16 protein-coding genes and 1 riboswitch are annotated in these 17,491 nt (G+C 71.0%); of the genes, 14 read left to right on the top strand and 2 right to left on the bottom strand.

Going from position 1 to position 17,491, the window contains the following annotated elements; all coding sequences use genetic code 11:
* Positions 1–75: 75 nt before the first annotated feature.
* On the top strand, positions 76–999 hold the full coding sequence (locus AOQ37_RS16205; RefSeq protein WP_078890211.1) for an SCO6745 family protein: 924 nt from the start codon (positions 76–78) through the stop codon (positions 997–999).
* Between the two features lie 227 nt (positions 1,000–1,226).
* On the opposite strand, the gene AOQ37_RS16200 is transcribed toward AOQ37_RS16205, so the two are convergent.
* Complete coding sequence (locus tag AOQ37_RS16200; RefSeq protein ID WP_062645235.1) at positions 1,227–1,415, bottom strand: antitoxin; 189 nt, start codon at positions 1,413–1,415, stop codon at positions 1,227–1,229.
* A gap of 189 nt (positions 1,416–1,604) precedes the next feature.
* On the opposite strand from AOQ37_RS16200, the gene AOQ37_RS16195 reads away from it, so the two are divergent.
* The gene (locus tag AOQ37_RS16195; protein ID WP_062645234.1) at positions 1,605–2,363 is read left to right on the top strand and encodes an HNH endonuclease family protein; all 759 of its coding nucleotides are present in this window, start codon (positions 1,605–1,607) and stop codon (positions 2,361–2,363) included.
* Positions 2,364–2,585: 222 nt separating this feature from the next.
* Here AOQ37_RS16195 and AOQ37_RS16190 read toward each other — a convergent pair whose 3' ends face one another.
* Entirely contained in the window at positions 2,586–2,981 is a 396-nt protein-coding gene (locus AOQ37_RS16190) for a hypothetical protein (RefSeq protein WP_062645233.1), read from the bottom strand.
* A 266-nt stretch (positions 2,982–3,247) separates the two neighbouring features.
* Between AOQ37_RS16190 and AOQ37_RS16185 the strand changes: the two genes are divergently transcribed.
* The 12 genes from AOQ37_RS16185 to AOQ37_RS16130 all read left to right on the top strand — a co-directional run bounded on the left by AOQ37_RS16185 (position 3,248) and on the right by AOQ37_RS16130 (position 17,434).
* Complete coding sequence (locus AOQ37_RS16185; RefSeq protein ID WP_062645232.1) at positions 3,248–4,078, top strand: glycoside hydrolase domain-containing protein; 831 nt, start codon at positions 3,248–3,250, stop codon at positions 4,076–4,078.
* Between the two features lie 277 nt (positions 4,079–4,355).
* On the top strand, positions 4,356–5,000 hold the full coding sequence (locus tag AOQ37_RS16180; protein ID WP_062645231.1) for a SurA N-terminal domain-containing protein: 645 nt from the start codon (positions 4,356–4,358) through the stop codon (positions 4,998–5,000).
* Between the two features lie 79 nt (positions 5,001–5,079).
* Positions 5,080–6,075: a nucleoside triphosphate pyrophosphohydrolase gene (locus AOQ37_RS16175; RefSeq protein ID WP_062645230.1), complete on the top strand. Its 996-nt coding sequence runs from the start codon at positions 5,080–5,082 to the stop codon at positions 6,073–6,075.
* A 294-nt stretch (positions 6,076–6,369) separates the two neighbouring features.
* A complete protein-coding gene (locus AOQ37_RS16170) occupies positions 6,370–7,665 on the top strand; it encodes a cytochrome P450 family protein (protein WP_062645229.1) in 1,296 nt (431 codons plus the stop codon).
* A 205-nt stretch (positions 7,666–7,870) separates the two neighbouring features.
* Positions 7,871–8,896 (top strand): LysM peptidoglycan-binding domain-containing protein, encoded by a 1,026-nt coding sequence (locus AOQ37_RS16165; RefSeq protein WP_062645228.1) that lies wholly within the window; start codon positions 7,871–7,873, stop codon positions 8,894–8,896.
* Positions 8,897–9,101: 205 nt separating this feature from the next.
* Positions 9,102–9,286, top strand: a riboswitch (cyclic di-AMP (ydaO/yuaA leader).
* Between the two features lie 3 nt (positions 9,287–9,289).
* Positions 9,290–9,997, top strand: coding sequence for a LysM peptidoglycan-binding domain-containing protein (locus AOQ37_RS16160; RefSeq protein WP_062645227.1), 708 nt, complete (start codon positions 9,290–9,292; stop codon positions 9,995–9,997).
* A 497-nt stretch (positions 9,998–10,494) separates the two neighbouring features.
* Complete coding sequence (gene eno, locus AOQ37_RS16155) at positions 10,495–11,781, top strand: phosphopyruvate hydratase (RefSeq protein WP_062645226.1); 1,287 nt, start codon at positions 10,495–10,497, stop codon at positions 11,779–11,781.
* Between the two features lie 123 nt (positions 11,782–11,904).
* Complete coding sequence (locus AOQ37_RS16150) at positions 11,905–12,381, top strand: FtsB family cell division protein (protein ID WP_062645225.1); 477 nt, start codon at positions 11,905–11,907, stop codon at positions 12,379–12,381.
* Between the two features lie 153 nt (positions 12,382–12,534).
* Entirely contained in the window at positions 12,535–13,071 is a 537-nt protein-coding gene (locus AOQ37_RS16145; RefSeq protein ID WP_062645224.1) for a DUF501 domain-containing protein, read from the top strand.
* Positions 13,068–14,009, top strand: a complete 942-nt coding sequence (locus AOQ37_RS16140) for a Ppx/GppA phosphatase family protein (protein ID WP_062645223.1) — start codon at positions 13,068–13,070, stop codon at positions 14,007–14,009. The genes AOQ37_RS16145 and AOQ37_RS16140 overlap by 4 nt, the downstream gene beginning before the upstream one ends.
* A 452-nt stretch (positions 14,010–14,461) precedes the next feature.
* Positions 14,462–15,856, top strand: coding sequence for an NAD(P)/FAD-dependent oxidoreductase (locus AOQ37_RS16135; RefSeq protein WP_062645222.1), 1,395 nt, complete (start codon positions 14,462–14,464; stop codon positions 15,854–15,856).
* Between the two features lie 288 nt (positions 15,857–16,144).
* The gene (locus AOQ37_RS16130) at positions 16,145–17,434 is read left to right on the top strand and encodes a class I SAM-dependent methyltransferase (protein ID WP_062645221.1); all 1,290 of its coding nucleotides are present in this window, start codon (positions 16,145–16,147) and stop codon (positions 17,432–17,434) included.
* The last annotated feature ends 57 nt before the right edge of the window (positions 17,435–17,491 follow it).

Here is a 17,491-nt window from a genome sequence, read left to right as displayed (position 1 = left end):
CAAGTTCGGGCGGGCGAGGCAATCTTGTCAGTGTCAAGTTGTGGTCGATGTCCGAACGCGACGAGGGGGGACGCCATGTTGGGGAATCACGAGCACCGAGCGGCCGAGCGGGTCGAGCAGGGGGAGCGCGGGCCGCTGGTCGCGTCGGCCCAGGCGCGCCGGCTCTGGCACCTGCTGGAGCCGCTGCACGCGGTGCTGTACTACGCGCCGGAGGTCTTCGAGGAGGCCGGTGCGCTCGGCTACCCGACCGGAGACCGCTGGGGAAGTTACTTCCCGCTCCGCGCCGCCCCGTTGGGCCCGGTGGGCGCCGCTGCGGTGACCTCGGCCTTCTACAGCTTCCGGCCGGGCATGGTCGCCCGGCACATCGAGGACGCCTGGCGGATCGCCACCCCCGAAGCCGTCCTGGCGGCGAGACTGCGGGGCATCGACCGGCTCTACCGCAGGTTGTTCGCGGACCTGGTGGACAGTCCCGAGCTGGCCGAGGCCGCCGCTCTGGCCCGCCGCGCGGCCGAGGCGGCCGACACCGCGGGGCGCCCGCTCGCCGCCGCCAACGCGGCGCTGGACTGGCCGGACGAACCCCACCTCCAGCTCTGGCAGGCGGCGACCGTGCTGCGCGAGCACCGCGGTGACGGTCACCTCGCCGCCCTGCTCCTCGCCGGCCTCGACCCGGTGGAGGCGCTGGTGTCCTTCTCCGCAATAGGCGCCGCGTCCGTCGAGCGCTTCGAGAGCCGGGGCTGGAGCCGCGAGGAATGGGCGGCGGCGAGCGAGCGGCTGACGGTCAGAGGACTGCTGGAGAAGGACGGCACGGCGACGGACGCGCTCCGAGATCTGCGCCGCCGCGTCGAACAGGACACCGACCGGCTGGCACTCGGCCCCTGGCAGGTCCTCGGCCCGGAGTTCACGGAACGCCTGGCCTCGCTCCTCGGCGACTACTGGGTGGCGGTGCTGGGATCGGGCCTGCTGCCCTCCGAGTCCACGCTCGGCATCGGGAAGGTGTGAGTGCCGCCGCCGTTCAGGCCGGGGTGACACGGCGAAGCCGCCCGCCGCGGATCGCTCCGCGCGGACGGCCTCGTATGCCGGGTGATGTCGATGGCACGACCCCCACGGATCCTCCCGCCCGTCTTCGGGTCGGTGGATCTTCGGGCCGGCAGGTCTTCGGGCCGGGCGGCGGCCCGGTCTGCGGGTCCGGTCCGAGTCGAGTCGCGGGCCAAGGCCAGGACGGGGCTCTAGGGCTGGTCGGGGCGCCGTTCCTCGTCCATGCCGAGCCGCTCGTGCAGCCTCTGCTGCCCGGAGTCGACCTGGGACTCGTACTTGTTGCCCGTCCTCTCGTTCGCCTTCTGCTCCGCGACGTCGGACATCTTCCTTGCCTTGTCCTGCGCCGCCTTGTTGCTCTTGAACCTGTCGAGGATGCCCATCCAGAGCTCCTTCCGAAGCTGACTCTCCACCGACGATATTCCCGACAAGTACGAGATGCCCACTTGAGCCGTTTGTGGTCTGGACCTCCCGACTGTCCCCTGGCGCCCCCTCGCTACGGTGTGTGCCAGTGCCCGTCAGGGGAAAGCGCCCTGTACGGGGTGGCATCAGGGCGGACAGGGGAGGGGCGCGTGAGGCGTCTGAGGGGCGGGGCGGCGGTTGCCGCCGTGCTGATGTGTGCCGTGACGGTGGCCGGATGCAAGGAGCAGGTCACCGGCTCGGACTCCGGCTCCGGCGTGGGTTCCGGTGGTGCGGGGGCGACGGCGGGCGGCGGAGCGGGGAAGGGCGGAGCGGCTCTCGCGGCGGCCGAGGCGCTGACCGTGAAGGGGCGGGCTCCCAAGACCGGTTACGACCGCGAGAAGTTCGGATCGGCCTGGGCGGACACGGACTCGAACTCCTGCGACACCCGGGACGACATCCTCAAGCGTGACCTGGAGGAGGTGAAGTTCACCGGCGGCGTGTGCAAGGTGTCCTACGGTGTACTGGAGTCGGACCCGTACTCCGGCAAGGACGTGACGTACCGGCGGGGCAGCAGCAAGGTCGACATCGACCACATCGTCGCCCTGTCCGACGCCTGGCAGAAGGGCGCCAAGTACTGGGACGCGGGCAAGCGCATAGCTCTCGCCAACGATCCGCTCAATCTCCTGGCAGTCGACGCGAGCACCAACCGCTCCAAGGGGGACGGCGACACGGCGACCTGGCTGCCGCCCAACAAGGCCTACCGGTGCACCTACGTCGCCGCGCAGGTCGCCGTGAAGAAGAAGTACGAACTGTGGGTCACCGCGGCGGAGAAGTCCGCGATGGAGAAGGTCCTGGAAACCTGCCCCGCCCAGAAACTCCCCGCGGGCGGCAACCCCACGAAGGCGCCGGAGCGTTTCCGCGCGGGCTGAGCGGCTGAGCGGCTGAGCGGCTGAGCGGCTGAGCGGCGCCGAGCCGAACGTGTGGATGCGGCACCGTCTCTGAGCCGGACGCATGGTGCGGGCGGCGCGGGCGCGCCCCGGCGGTGTCCCTGGGCGCGGCGTCCGTGGGCGCGGTGGACCCGGGCGCTGTGTCCCCGGTGTCGTCCCGTACCGCGCCCGGACTGCCCGGGCCCGCAGGGGCTGGGACAGGCCCTAACGCCCGTACGGGTATCCGTACTGCTGGCCCTGGGGTGCCATGCCCCCGTACGCCGGCTGGGCGTTCGGGAACTTCTTGTCGAACACCGCGGTCAGCAGCAGCACCGTCGCCGTCAGCAGGGTCACCAGGATGGCGATGCCGAAGAAGGCGTCCCCGTCGCCGTCGGGTGTCATCACCGCCCACGGCAGGATCACGCACTCGTAGAGCGCGAACGAGCCGAAGGCCACCCAGTCCGAGGAGAGTCCGCGGCGGGTCGCCACGTACAGGAAGGGCACCCAGACCAGGAAGCCCAGCGAGACCCACACCAGAACCACCCAGGCGAGCCGCTGGAACCAGCCTGCCGTCAGTCGTCTGTCCGTGCCCGCGGCCGTCTGCGTCGTCGGCATTGTCATGTCGCCCCCCAAGTCACCTGGGGTAAGGGTAGGACACGGACAGGCCGCCACAGGGCGTCGCTTCTTTACTGTGACATGAGTGAATCTTGTGGCGATGAGGGCCCTGCGTTTCCCGGGCGGTGAGCCGCCGCGGGTTACCGTGCGTTCCGTTCGGATGCCGGACGTCGGGCCGAGGCCGTATCGTCGCACCGAATCAGGGGACTTCAGCCAGACATGACCGCGCGCGGCGACCGCGCCGTGCGCGAAGACGAACGATGGGGTGGGGGATGGCCGAGCACCGGCAGTCCAGAAAGCGCAGATACATCACGTGGGGTGTGGCCGGCGCGGCCGTCCTCGCGGGGGCCGGTATCGCGGCGCAGACCTCGATGGCGGCCACCACCTGGCCCGCCCAGAAGACGTACACCGGCCGTGCCTTCGACGCCTGCACCGCGCCCTCGACGGCCGCGATGAAGGCCTGGAAGACCGACGGCTACTACGGGGGCGCCGCCGTCTACGTCGGCGGCAAGAACCGCGGCTGCGCGCAGCCAAACCTGACCGCGTCCTGGGTGAAGTCGGTCAGCACGGCCGGCTGGAAGCTGATCCCGATCTACGTGGGCGCCCAGCCGTCCTGCCAGACCGGCTCCAGCCCCGAGAAGCTCACCGCCGCCACGGCCGCCTCCCTCGGCGCGACCGACGGCGCGGACGCGGTCGCCAGGTCCGCGGCGCTCGGCATGAAGGCCGGCAGCCCGATCTACCTCGACATGGAGCCCTACGACATCACGAACAAGGCGTGCAACGACGCCGTGTTGACGTATGTGCGCTCCTTCACCAAGACGCTGCGCGCCAAGACGTACCGGGCCGGCTACTACGGCTTCAGCAGTTCCAGCGCCAAAGCGGTCGCCACCGCGACGAACAAGACGGACCTGCCGGGCAACCTCTGGTACGCGCTGTGGGACAAGAAGGACACCACGACCACCGACTGGCCGTGGGGCGCCACCCAGTACACCGGCCACAGCCGCGGCCACCAGTACATGGTGAACAGCAAGGAGACCCGCGGCGGCTACACGATCACCGTGGACCGCGACGCCTGGGACGCCCCGGTCGCCATCGTCGGCTGAGGTCCCCGACGCCATCGTCCGCTGAGGTCCCCGAGGCCGAGGCCGTCGTCGGCAGAACCGGACCCCCTCGTGAGGGTTTCCCGCGCGGACCGGGCGAGGCTCCCGCGCGCGGGGGGCTGAGCCCTCGCACCGAAGAGCGGGCGCCGGGTGGGCGCGGCGGTGCCCGAAGTCCTGGTGAATCGTTGGTCGAATGGGTTGGCCCCAGCCGCCCCACTGCCTACCATCGATCACCGCAAGACTTTGTGCACCGTCGCACAATCTCCTCGGGAGGTTTCCCTTGCACCGCCGTCGCCGTACCGCGCTCCTGCTGTCCGCCGCGATCGTGGCGGCCCCTCTCCTCGCCGCCTGCGGGAACGACGCGCATCCCGGCGCGGCGGCCGTCGTCGGCGGCCAGCGGATCACCGTCGCGCAGCTGGAGAGCCGGGTGAACGAGGTGCGCACGGCCCAGCGGGCCGCGGTGACCGACGACGCCCAGTACGCGCAGGCCGTCGCCCAGACCGGCTCCCTGGCCCGTGACACCCTGCACGGCATGGTCCTCGACAAGGTGTTGCACCGTGCCGCCGAGGACGCGGGCATCACCGTAAGCCGCCGGGAGGTCCAGGAGATGCGGGCCGGCCTGGAGCAGCAGGCGGGCGGCGCGAAGGGGCTGGAGACTGCGTGGCTCCAGCAGTACGGCATTCCGCCGCAGCGCCTCGACGAGAATCTCCGGCTCCAGCTGGAGGCCCAGAAACTCGCCGGCGCGCTCGGTACGAACACCAGCCAGCCCGCCTTCTGGAACGCGCTGTCCAAGGCGTCCAAGGCGCTGGACGTCGACCTCAACCCGCGCTACGGGAACTGGGACGCGCAGAAGGTCGCCCGCGTCGACGCGAAGACGCCCTGGGTGCGGGAGATCTCGGCGGCCGGGACGCAGCAGACGACGTGATCGTGTGATCGTACGACCGGTCGGTCCTCCCTGTGGATAACCTGCGGGGCCGCTGACGGGTGTGGGTTACGTTCGGGGTGTGAACGACATCAGCCCCGCCGCCGCCCCCACCGAGGCCGACGCCCCCGGCCGCGTCGTCCTGCTCACCACCAGCCACCGGGTCGCCCCCGGCCTGCTGTCCTGGCCCGCGTGGCAGACCCTGCGCACGGCGGACCGGGTGCTGTGCGCGGACGGCGCGCATCCGCAGCTGCCCTATCTGCGGGACGCGGGCGTCACGGTCGCGGAGACCTCCCCGACTGCCGAGGAACTGCTCGCCGCCTGTGCCGGCGGCCGCACGGTCGTGGTCGTGGCCACCGGTGAGGGCGAACCGGCCCTCACCGACGGGCTGGCCCGGCTGGCCGGCTCCGGCCGCGTGTCCATGCCTGAACTGGAACTGCTCCCCGCCTCCTACGACCTCCCCGGCGCCCGGCTCCTCGACCTCGTCCAGGTCATGGACCGGATCCGCGCCGAATGCCCGTGGTCCTCCCGGCAGACCCACCAGGGGCTGGCGAAGTACGCGGTCGAGGAGTCGTACGAACTGGTCGAGGCGATCGAGGACGGCGACCACGACGAACTCCGCGAGGAGCTGGGCGACGTCCTGCTCCAGGTCGTCTTCCACGCCCGCATCGCCGAGGAGGACGAGGAGTCCCCGTTCTCCATCGACGACGTGGCGGGCACGATCGTCGCCAAGCTGATCCACCGCCACCCCCATGTCTTCGGCGACGCCACGGCCACCACGCCGGAAGAGGTGAAGGAGCACTGGCTGCGCACCAAGGCGGTGGAGAAGCGGCGCGAGTCCGTGACGGACGGCGTCCCCCTCCACCAGCCCGGCCTCGCCCTCGCGACGAAGCTGGTGTCCCGGGCCCGCACCGCACGCCTGGAGGTACCGCTGCCGGCGGCCGAGGGCATCGGTTACGAACTGCTGGCCCTCGCGGCCCGAGCCGAAGCGGAGGGCGTCGACCCGGAGGCGGCCCTGCGCGCGGCGGCCCGGGCGTACCGGGACGCGATCCGGGGTGTCGAGGGGGTCGATGGTTAGCACGGTGCGTTCCCGATCCGCGTTCACCGGGTGCCGGGTGCCGGGTGCCGGGTGAACGGTGAGGGGCGCGGGGCGCGGGGCGCCGGGCGCGGGATGCCGGGCGTCGGGCGCGAAGACTTGCGGGGAACGAGAGGCGGAGGTCCGCGCGGCCGCCGGCCAGGGGCACCCCCGCCACGCGGAAGCCGCTCGCGCGGCGCGCCCGCGGCCGCCGGCCAGCGGCACCCCGCTCGGGCGGAAGCCGCTCGCGCGGAAGCCGCTCGCGCGGCGCGCCGGGGGCACCGCTACGGTCGGGGAGTGACCGAGCAGCCCCGCACAGACCACCCGGACAGCACCGCTCCCGAACTCTTCACCTGGGAGTTCGCGACCGACCCGTACCCGGCCTACGCCTGGTTGCGTGAGCACGCGCCCGTGCACCGCACCGTCCTGCCCAGTGGTGTCGAGGCCTGGCTGGTCACCCGGTACGCCGACGCGAAACAGGCCCTCGCCGACCAGCGGCTCTCCAAGAACCCGGCACACCACGACGAACCGGCGCACGCCAGGGGCAGGACGGGCATCCCCGGTGAGCGCAAGGCCGAGCTGATGACGCATCTGCTCAACATCGACCCGCCGGACCACACCCGGCTGCGCCGCCTCGTCAGCAAGGCCTTCACCCCGCGCCGGGTCGCCGAGTTCGCGCCCCGGGTCCAGGAGCTCACGGACCGGCTCATCGACCGGTTCGCCGCCGAGGGGAAGGCCGACCTCATCCACGACTTCGCCTTCCCCCTCCCCATCTACGCGATCTGCGACCTCCTGGGCGTCCCGCGCGAGGACCAGGACGACTTCCGGGACTGGGCGGGGATGATGATCCGGCACGGCGGGGGGCCGAGGGGCGGTGTCGCGCGGTCGGTGAAGAAGATGCGCGGGTACCTGCTGGAGCTGATCCACCGCAAGCGCGCGGAGCTTCCCGCCGACCCGGCTCCCGGTGAGGACCTCATCTCCGGTCTGATCCGGGCCTCGGACCACGGCGAGCACCTCACCGAGAACGAGGCGGCGGCCATGGCCTTCATCCTGCTGTTCGCGGGCTTCGAGACAACGGTCAATCTCATCGGCAACGGCACCTACGCCCTCCTCACCCACCCCGAGCAGCGCGCGCGGCTCCAGCGGTCGCTCACCGAGGACGACGGCGACCGCGGTCTCCTCGAGACCGGTGTCGAGGAACTCCTGCGCTACGACGGCCCGGTGGAACTCGCCACCTGGCGGTTCGCGACCGAGCCGCTGAGCATCGGCGGGCAGGACGTCGCGCCGGGCGACCCGGTGCTCGTGGTGCTGGCCGCGGCCGACCGTGACCCGGCGCGCTTCTCGGATCCCGACACCCTCGACCTGTCCCGACGTGACAATCAGCACCTCGGCTACGGCCACGGCATCCACTACTGCCTGGGAGCCCCGCTGGCCCGGCTGGAGGGCCAGACCGCGCTGGCCACCCTGCTCACCCGGCTGCCCGATCTGCGACTGGCGGTGGATCCGGGGGAGTTGAGGTGGCGCGGTGGGCTCATCATGCGCGGACTGCGGACTTTGCCGGTCGAGTTCAGTCCGGTGCATTCCGGTTCATAGGTGGACCGCGTCTGACCGGATGTCAGCCGGAGTGTGACCGTTCGGCGGAGCAAAGGTGACCGACCCTCAAGTCTGTGATCTTCACGTGATCTGCGCGGCATGAACTTGTGACAAGTGATCGTCTGCCGATACGTTCTCTCGTCAGCGCGACGCAACGGTTCCACCCGCCGCGCCGGTCAGTGCTGTCCAGAGAAAGGCCCCTCGCATGCTCTCCGGGAACGGTCGTCACCGTCGCCCCCGCCAGGCCCCGGCCCTGTTGGTCGCGGCCGGAGTGACGGGCTCCGCCATCGCCATCCCGCTGCTCGCCGCCTCCGGCGCGAGCGCGGCCGACGGCACGGTGTGGGACAAGGTGGCGCAGTGCGAGACCGGCGGCTCGTGGAGTGCCGACGAGGGCGGCGGCGAGTACGGCGGGCTGAGCCTCAGCCAGAAGGACTGGGAGACCTACGGCGGCCTCGACTACGCGGCGAGCCCCGACCTGGCCAGCCGCAGCCAGCAGATCGCCGTGGCGCAGAAGGTGCTCGCGGCCGACGGGATCGGCGCCTGGGGCACCTGCGGGTTGAGCTCCGGGCTCACCCAGGAGAACGGCGCGCTGAGCGTGGACACCGGCGTGGCGGACGACTCGTCCGACTCGTCCGACTCCTCTGGGTCTTCCGGATTGTCCGACCTGTCCAAGGGGTTGTCCGGATCCTCGGGCTCTTCGAACTCCTCGGCCGGCGAGGACTCCTCGACGGGTTCGTCCGACTCGTCCGCCGATTCCTCCGGTTCGCCCTCGGCGTCCGCTTCCTCCCCTTCGTCCTCTTCCTCCTCCGCCGTCGACGGCTCCGGCACGTCCGGTGGCTCCGGCGGCCGGAGCGACGGTTCGACGGCCGACGCCTCGTCCTCGGCGACCCCGGGTGCGGACGAGTCGGACAAATACGTCCAGGACGAAGGTTCTTGGAGCCTTGTCGACACCGGCTCGCTCGGCTCCGGCAAGCACCGCGGCGCCACCGCCGACGAGGCCGCGACCAAGAGCGCGACCGACAGCGGCGCGGACGGCACCACCACCGCCTCGGCCGGCCGGCACGCCGCGGCCACCTATGTCGTCCAGGAGGGCGACTCGCTCGCCTCCATCGCCGACTCCCTTGGCCTGGACGGCGGATGGCGTGCCCTCTACGCCGAGAACCTGGACCTCATCGGCGTCGACCCGAGCAACATCGCCGCCGGTCAGACCCTCGACACAGGGGTGGAATAGGGCGCAAAGCCCAAGAAAAACAGCGGGAGTTCACGTCACGCTTCGCGCCGAATGTCCGGTTTGGTGAAAGTGTGGGATGAGTCTCAGAAGCCCTGATCGTCTTTGAAATTCCGCCGATCGCGTGTCTACGGTCGAGGCCGCTCGGCAACCCGGGCCCCGGCCGTCGCAACGCCGAATCCTGCCAGCGACGCCCCGGGAACAGTCGTCGCGTCAAGCGCCGTAGGCAGGAGCGGGGGACCCAAGGTAAGTGCCGGACCGGTCGGTCGACCGGGACGGCTCGGGGTGAAGCCACACCTCCCACGGAGCAGCGCTCCGGCGGACGGAAAGTGGCCGGGCAACTCACAGGCCCGAACCCGACAGCTCACCTCGTAGGCGTCGGTGAGGGGATCCACCATGCTGTTTTCCGGTAAGGGCAAGCACCGTCGCCCCGCCAAGGCCACCCGCGTCGCCGCACTCGCCGGCGTCACCGGTGTCGCCATCGCCGCCCCGCTGATGGCGGCCGGCAACGCCTCCGCCGCCACCGCCTCCGAATGGGACGCGGTCGCCCAGTGCGAGTCCGGTGGCAACTGGTCCATCAACACCGGCAACGGCTACTACGGCGGCCTCCAGTTCTCGGCGTCCACCTGGGCCGCGTACGGCGGCACCGCCTACGCCTCCACCGCCGACCAGGCCTCCAAGTCCCAGCAGATAGCCATCGGCGAGAAGGTCCTCGCGGGTCAGGGCAAGGGTGCCTGGCCGGTCTGCGGCACCGGCCTGTCCGGCGCGGCCTACAACGGCTCCGCCGCCGAGTCCTCGGGCTCCGGCTCCTCCGACTCCGCCGGCTCGTCGAACAGCGGCAGCACCAGCAGCCGCTCGACCGAGGAGCAGAGCGCCTCCCGCTCGACCGACCGCCCGGCCGCCTCCAAGACGGTCACCACCCCGACCGGCAAGAAGGTCAAGAAGGGTGACGGCGAGTACAAGGTCGTCAAGGGTGACACCCTCAGCTCCATCGCCGAGAAGCACAAGGTCGCGGGCGGCTGGGCGAAGCTGTTCGACCTGAACAAGGACATCGTCACCGACGCCGACCTGATCTACCCGGGCCAGCAGCTCCACCTGAAGTGACGCGCGGCGCCTGAAGTGACACCGCCCCCGAAGTGACACGGCGCCCGAAGTGACACCTGGCCCCCAGAGAAGCCACAGCGCCCTCACATCCGAGGTCGGCACACTGAAGACCTCGTGAGGGTCCCCCCCGTCCCCACGGGCCCCCCGCTCCGGTGCGTGTTCCCCCGTACGCACCGGAGCGGGGTTTCTCTTTGCCGGGAAGCCGGGAAGCCGGGAAGCCGGGAAGCCGGGAAGCCGGGAAGCCGGTCTGCCGGTCTGCCGGTCTGCCGGGCAGCCCGGCGCGAGGCCTTCTCTTCGCCCGTTCGTCACTTCCTGTCGGCCTTTCTCGGCCACCCCCTTTGTTCCGGGCGGAAACAATAGGTACCGTCTGTCTGTCCACGGGACGGTCGGTCGGCTGCCGACGGTCCCGGGGCGGTTAGGCTCTAGTCGCAAGGCCCGGCAGGGGCTCATCAAGGCCCCCGGGTCCCGCACAACCAGCGTCACATCCCAAGAAGGAGATGCTCGTGCCGTCCATCGACGTCGTCGTAGCCCGGGAAATCCTGGACTCCCGAGGCAACCCCACGGTCGAGGTCGAGGTCGGCCTCGACGACGGCAGCACGGGTCGTGCCGCCGTTCCGTCCGGCGCCTCCACCGGTGCCTTCGAAGCCATCGAGCTCCGCGACGGCGACCCCAACCGTTACCTGGGCAAGGGTGTCGAGAAGGCCGTCCTCGCCGTCATCGAGCAGATCGGCCCGGAGCTCGTCGGCTACGACGCCACCGAGCAGCGCCTGATCGACCAGGCCATGTTCGACCTGGACGCCACCGACAACAAGGGCTCGCTCGGCGCCAACGCCATCCTCGGCGTCTCGCTCGCCGTCGCGCACGCCGCCTCCGAGGCCAGCGACCTGCCGCTGTTCCGTTACCTGGGCGGCCCCAACGCGCACCTGCTGCCGGTGCCGATGATGAACATCCTGAACGGCGGCTCGCACGCCGACTCCAACGTGGACATCCAGGAGTTCATGATCGCCCCGATCGGCGCGGAGTCCTTCTCCGAGGCCCTGCGCTGGGGCGCCGAGGTCTACCACACCCTCAAGAAGGTGCTGAAGACCAAGGGCCTGTCCACCGGTCTCGGCGACGAGGGCGGCTTCGCCCCGAACCTGGAGTCCAACCGCGCCGCGCTCGACCTCATCATCGAGGCCATCAAGCAGGCCGGTTACGTGCCGGGCGAGCAGATCGCGCTCGCGCTCGACGTCGCCGCGTCCGAGTTCTACAAGGACGGCAAGTACGAGTTCGAGGGCAAGTCCCGCTCGGCCGCCGAGATGACCGAGTACTACGAGGAGCTCGTCTCCGCGTACCCGCTCGTCTCCATCGAGGACCCGCTGTACGAGGACGACTGGGCCGGCTGGAACGTCATCACCCAGAAGCTGGGCGACAAGGTCCAGATCGTCGGCGACGACCTCTTCGTCACCAACCCGGAGCGCCTGGCCCGCGGCATCGAGGAGGGCTCCGCCAACGCCCTGCTCGTCAAGGTCAACCAGATCGGTTCGCTGACCGAGACCCTGGACGCCGTCGAGATGGCCCAGCGCAACGGCTTCAAGTGCATGATGTCCCACCGCTCCGGCGAGACCGAGGACGTCACCATCGCCGACCTCGCGGTCGCGGTGAACTGCGGTCAGATCAAGACCGGCGCCCCGGCCCGCTCGGACCGTGTCGCCAAGTACAACCAGCTGCTGCGCATCGAGGAGATCCTCGACGACGCCGCGGTGTACGCCGGTCGCAGCGCCTTCCCGCGCTTCAAGGGCTGAGCCCGGGCTGAGGCCGCCGGCCCGAACCGGGTCGAGGCTCCGCCAGTCGTACGTACGTCCCCGTACCCGGTCCCGTACCGTGTGCGGGGACGTACGCACGTGTGAGACGGGAGGCGGGAAGCTGTGGCCGTGAAGGACCGGGACCGTTTCTCCACCGCGACCAGGATCAAGCTGCTCGGCGAGCAGACCGCGGCCCGGGTCTACCGCTCCCAGACCAAGCGCCAGGCGCGCCGCTCCCGGCTCACCGGCCGCGCGGCGCTCCTCGCGCTCGTCCTGTGCACGCTGATCGTGGCCCTGGCCTACCCGATGCGCCAGTACGTCTCCCAGCGCGCCGAGATCGCCGATCTGGAGCGCGAGAAGCAGAAGGCGAGCGAACGCGTCGAGCAGCTGCGCGACCTCAAGGCGCGTTGGCAGGACGACGCCTACGCCGAGCAGCAGATCCGGCAGCGGCTGCACTACGTGCTGCCGGGGGAGACCGGGTTCGTGGTGATCGACCCGGACGCGGCCAGGCAGTCCCGCGCCGACCTCGGGGCGGCCGACCGCCCCTGGTACGCGAACGTCTGGGACGGCGTCGACAAGTCCGACGCCTCCGACCAGTGACCGACCCGCGACAACCGTCCGGCCCCGACCGTCCCGTGACAACCGTCCGGCCCCGACCGACCGGCGACAGCCGACCGGTGAGAACCGACCGGTGACCACCGGTGGACCCACCGGTGGTCGGAACCGGTAGCCGGAACCGATAGAAAGACAGGCATGGAAACGCCCCCGCCGACCACCCCGCGCACCGAGCCCACCGACGCGGATGTCGAGGCCTTCAAGCAGCAGCTCGGACGGCCGCCGCGCGGACTGCGCGCGATCGCGCACCGCTGCCCCTGCGGTGAACCGGACGTCGTGGAGACGGCCCCCCGCCTGCCCGACGGCACCCCCTTCCCCACGCTGTACTACCTGACGTGCCCGAAGGCCAACTCGGCCATCGGCACGCTCGAGGCGAACGGCGTGATGAAGGAGATGACCGAGCGGCTCGGGACCGACCCGGAGCTGGCGGCCTCCTACCGCGCCGCGCACGAGGACTACATCCGGCGCCGGGACGAGATCGAGGAACTGAAGAACTTCCCCAGCGCGGGCGGCATGCCGGACCGGGTGAAGTGCCTGCACGTGCTCGTCGCGCACTCCCTGGCCGCCGGCCCGGGCGTGAACCCCCTCGGCGACGAGGCCCTGGCGATGCTCCCGCAGTGGTGGCGCAAGGGCACCTGTGTGGCGCGGGACGACGCGACGGGAGCCGCCCGGTGACCCGGGTCGCCGCCATCGACTGCGGTACGAACTCGATCCGCCTCCTGGTCGCCGACGCCGATCCGCGGACCGGCGAGCTGGTCGACCTGGACCGCCGGATGACGATCGTCCGCCTGGGCCAGGGCGTCGACCGCACCGGACGGCTCGCCCCCGAGGCGCTGGAGCGGACCTTCGCGGCCTGCCGGGAGTACGCGGCCGCCGTCAAGGAGTACGGCGCGCAGCGGCTGCGCTTCGTCGCCACCTCCGCCTCCCGGGACGCGGAGAACCGGGACGAGTTCGTGCGCGGGGTGCTGGACATCCTCGGCGTCGAGCCCGAGGTCATCACCGGCGACCAGGAGGCCGAGTTCTCCTTCACCGGCGCGACGAAGGAACTGAAGGGGCGGGCCGACCTGGCCAAACCGTTCCTGGTGGTGGACATCGGCGGCGGCTCGACCGAGTTCGTGGTCGGCGACGAAGGGGTGCGTGCCGCGCGCTCGGTGGACGTGGGCTGTGTCCGGATGACGGAGCGGCACCTCGTGGTGGACGGGAAGGTCACCGACCCGCCCACCGCCGGGCAGATCGCGGCGATGCGCGCCGACATCGAGGCCGCGCTCGACCTCGCCGAGCGGACCGTCCCGCTGCGCGAGGCGCACACCCTGGTCGGCCTGGCCGGTTCGGTGACCACGGTCGCGGCGATCGCCCTGGGCCTGGAGGCGTACGACTCCGAGAGGATCCACCACGCGCGGATCGGTCTCGAGCGGGTCAGGAGCATCAGCGACGACCTGCTGCGGGCCACCCACGCACAGCGCGCGGCGTATCCGGCGATGCACCCGGGCCGGGTGGACGTGATCGCGGCGGGCGCGCTCGTCCTGCTGGCGATCATGGAGCGGATCGGCGCGCGGGAGGTCGTGGTGAGCGAGCACGACATCCTCGACGGCATCGCGTGGTCCATCGCGTGACTCCGGCAGAGCCGCTACTTGCACTCTGCTGAGCAGGCAGGATGCCCGTATGAGCAGACCCGAGGGGCCCTTGGCGGCCCCTCGGACGCGTTCCGGAGGCACCCGCTCGGGAAAGTTCGTGAAGTTCTTCACAAGGAATTCGGCCCTGTCGGAGGACAGACGTGTCGTCGTTGACCCTTCCGGGGGCTCAACACCCGTGTGAACGTGTTCAAAAGAGGCGGGCGCGGACGTATCGAGAAGGTCCGCGAATGGGGTTCTGGCGGTCCTCACAGAGCCCTTCCGAGCCCGGAGAGGCAGCTCACGCGGCATTGACAACGCCATGCCGTACACGCTGGTTCCCGCTCGGCGCCATGACGTGGATCACGCGGGCCGCGGAGGATAGCACACACCCCCGAGAAGCTTGTGAAGGGGCGCACGAGCGACCCCCCTCGACCGGGTGGATACTCGATGGCATGAGCACCACGGAGCGTCCCAGGATCCTCGTAGTAGGCGGTGGGTACGTAGGCCTGTACGCAGCTCGGCGCATCATGAAGAAGATGCGCTACGGCGAGGCGACCGTCACGGTCGTCGACCCCCGGTCGTACATGACCTACCAGCCCTTCCTCCCCGAAACCGCCGCCGGCAACATCTCCCCGCGCCACGTCGTCGTCCCGCTGCGACGCGTGCTGCCCAAGGCGGAGGTCCTCACCGGCCGGGTCACCACCATCGACCAGGACCGCAAGGTCGCCACGATCGCCCCGCTGGTCGGCGAGGCGTACGAGCTGCCCTTCGACTACCTGGTGGTCGCGCTCGGCGCGGTCTCCCGCACCTTCCCGATCCCCGGCCTCGCCGAACAGGGCATCGGCATGAAGGGCGTCGAGGAGGCCATCGGCCTGCGCAACCACGTCCTCGAGCAGCTGGACAAGGCCGACTCCACGACCGACGAGGAGATCCGCCGCAAGGCGCTCACCTTCGTCTTCATCGGCGGCGGCTTCGCCGGTGCGGAGACCATCGGTGAGGTCGAGGACCTGGCCCGGGACGCGGCCAAGTACTACAAGACGGTGTCCCGCGAGGACATGCGCTTCATCCTCGTCGACGCCGCCGACAAGATCCTTCCCGAGGTCGGTCCCAAGCTGGGCCAGTACGGCAAGGAGCACCTCGAGGGCCGCGGTGTGGAGATCTACCTCTCCACCTCCATGGACTCCTGCGTCGACGGCCACGTGGTGCTGAAGAACGGCCTCGAGGTCGACTCCAACACGATCGTGTGGACGGCCGGCGTCAAGCCCAACCCGGTGCTGGCCCGCTACGGCCTGCCGCTGGGTCCGCGTGGTCACGTCGACACGGCCCCGACCCTCCAGGTCCAGGGCACCGACTACATCTGGGCCGCCGGCGACAACGCCCAGGTCCCCGACGTCGCCGCCCGCAAGGCCGGGGTCGAGAACGCCTGGTGCCCGCCGAACGCGCAGCACGCGCTGCGGCAGGCCAAGGTCCTCGGCGACAACGTGATCTCCGGTATGCGGGGCTTCCCGCAGAAGGAGTACTCGCACGCCAACAAGGGTGCGGTGGCGGGCCTCGGCCTCCACAAGGGTGTCGCGATGATCGTCATGGGCAAGATGAAGATCAAGGTCAAGGGCCGCCTCGCGTGGTACATGCACCGCGGCTACCACGGCATGGCGATGCCGACGTGGAACCGTAAGATCCGCGTCTTCGCCGACTGGACGCTCGGCATGTTCCTCAAGCGCGAGGTCGTGGCGCTCGGTGCGCTGGAGTCCCCGCGCGAGGAGTTCTACGAGGCCGCGAAGCCGGCGCCGGTCGCCGCGAAGCCGGCCGCCGCGAAGACCGAGAACGAGAAGGCCAAGGCCTCCTGACCTCCGGTCACCCGGCCTCCGGTCCCCGGCCCTCGGCCGGCCGGCCGTGAGGCACCGGCCTCCGGTCCCCGGGCCGCAGGTCACCGAACCACCCCCGAAGGGGCCGTCCGCCATCCGTGGTGCGGACGGCCCCTTCGGCGTGCGGGCCGTCCCGCCGCCGGAGCCGACACATGTTACATACATGTATTTTGCCGAGCCATGACGGCCGCGCGGGACTGGACGGCGCGCTCTTCCGTGTTTACGTGGTGTCAGGACATCGCGGGATCACCCGTCACGGAGGTGTGCATCATGGCTGACGCCGCGCCGCGGCTCCATGCCCTCGTCGAACAGTTGCTGGGAGCCCCCTTCCCGGTGCGCGTCCGCGCCTGGGACGGTTCGCAGGCGGGCCCGCCCGGCGCGCCGACCCTGGTCGTACGCAATCGCCGGGCCCTGCGCCGGCTCCTCTTCAAACCCGGTGAACTCGGCCTCGCCCGCGCCTGGGTGGCCGGCGACCTGGAGATCGAGGGCGATCTGTACACCGCTCTGGGCCTGCTCTCCGGTCTGATCTGGGAGCGCTCCGAGGACGCCCGTACGCTCGCCCAGGCGATGCGCGACCCCGGGTTCCGCGCCGCGGTGCGCGGCCTGCTGAAGCTCGCCGGACCGCCGCTGCCGCCCGCCCCGCCGCGCGAAGAGGTCCGCCGCACCGGCCACCTCCACACCCGCCGCACCGACCGGCGCGCCATCAGCCACCACTACGACGTCGGCAACGACTTCTACGCGCTCGTCCTCGGCCCGTCCATGGTCTACTCGTGCGCCTACTGGGAGTCCGGGGACAGCACCCTCGAACGCGCCCAGTACGACAAACTCGACCTGGTCTGCCGCAAGCTGGACCTGAGACCGGGGTCGCGGCTGCTGGACGTCGGCTGCGGCTGGGGCGCCCTCGCCGTCCACGCGGCCCGCGAGTACGGCGCGACGGTCGTCGGGATCACCCTCTCCCAGGAGCAGGCGGCGTTCGCCCGCAAGCGCGTCGCCGACGCCGGGCTCACCGACAGGATCGACATCCGCGTCCAGGACTACCGGGACGTCACCGACGGGCCCTTCGACGCGATCTCCTCCATCGGCATGGCGGAACACGTCGGCTCCGCGAAGTACCTGGAGTACGCGCAACTCCTGTCCGGGCTGCTCCGGCCCGGCGGCAGGCTGCTCAACCACCAGATCGCCCGCCGCCCGCAGCGCGACGAGGCGGCGTACGGCGTGGACGCGTTCATCGACGCCTATGTCTTCCCGGACGGTGAACTCGCCCCCCTCGGCACCACGGTCGGCCAGCTCGAACGCGCCGGTTTCGAGGTCCGTGACGTCGAGTCGATCCGCGAGCACTACGCCCTCACCCTGCGCCGCTGGGTCGCCCGCCTGGAGGACGGCTGGGAGCGGGCCGTGCATCTCACCAGCCCCGGTCGAGCCCGGGTGTGGCGGCTCTACATGGCCGCCTCCGCCGTCGCCTTCGAACGCAACCAGATCGGCGTCAACCAGGTCCTGGCCGTGCGGACGCCGGGGTCGGGCGACTCCGGGATGCCGCTGCGCGCCCGCACCTGGAACTGACGGCCGCCCGACGCGCCAGGGGCCCCGCCGCAGCACGCGACGGGGCCCCGAACCGGT

Source organism: Streptomyces maremycinicus (genome assembly GCF_001184025.1).
GTDB classification, from domain to species: domain Bacteria; phylum Actinomycetota; class Actinomycetes; order Streptomycetales; family Streptomycetaceae; genus Streptomyces; species Streptomyces maremycinicus.
Note: the sequence above shows the minus strand (reverse complement) of the source record. Positions and strands in the feature narration are given on the sequence as shown.

Coding starts and splice junctions, on each gene's coding strand:
- AOQ37_RS16205 (WP_078890211.1), top strand. CDS start 76: ATGTTGGGGAATCACGAGCACCGAGCGGCCGAGCGGGTCGAGCAGGGG.
- AOQ37_RS16200 (WP_062645235.1), bottom strand. CDS start 1,415: ATGGGCATCCTCGACAGGTTCAAGAGCAACAAGGCGGCGCAGGACAAG.
- AOQ37_RS16190 (WP_062645233.1), bottom strand. CDS start 2,981: ATGACAATGCCGACGACGCAGACGGCCGCGGGCACGGACAGACGACTG.
- AOQ37_RS16185 (WP_062645232.1), top strand. CDS start 3,248: ATGGCCGAGCACCGGCAGTCCAGAAAGCGCAGATACATCACGTGGGGT.
- AOQ37_RS16165 (WP_062645228.1), top strand. CDS start 7,871: ATGCTCTCCGGGAACGGTCGTCACCGTCGCCCCCGCCAGGCCCCGGCC.
- AOQ37_RS16160 (WP_062645227.1), top strand. CDS start 9,290: ATGCTGTTTTCCGGTAAGGGCAAGCACCGTCGCCCCGCCAAGGCCACC.
- eno (WP_062645226.1), top strand. CDS start 10,495: ATGCTCGTGCCGTCCATCGACGTCGTCGTAGCCCGGGAAATCCTGGAC.
- AOQ37_RS16145 (WP_062645224.1), top strand. CDS start 12,535: ATGGAAACGCCCCCGCCGACCACCCCGCGCACCGAGCCCACCGACGCG.
- AOQ37_RS16135 (WP_062645222.1), top strand. CDS start 14,462: ATGAGCACCACGGAGCGTCCCAGGATCCTCGTAGTAGGCGGTGGGTAC.
- AOQ37_RS16130 (WP_062645221.1), top strand. CDS start 16,145: ATGGCTGACGCCGCGCCGCGGCTCCATGCCCTCGTCGAACAGTTGCTG.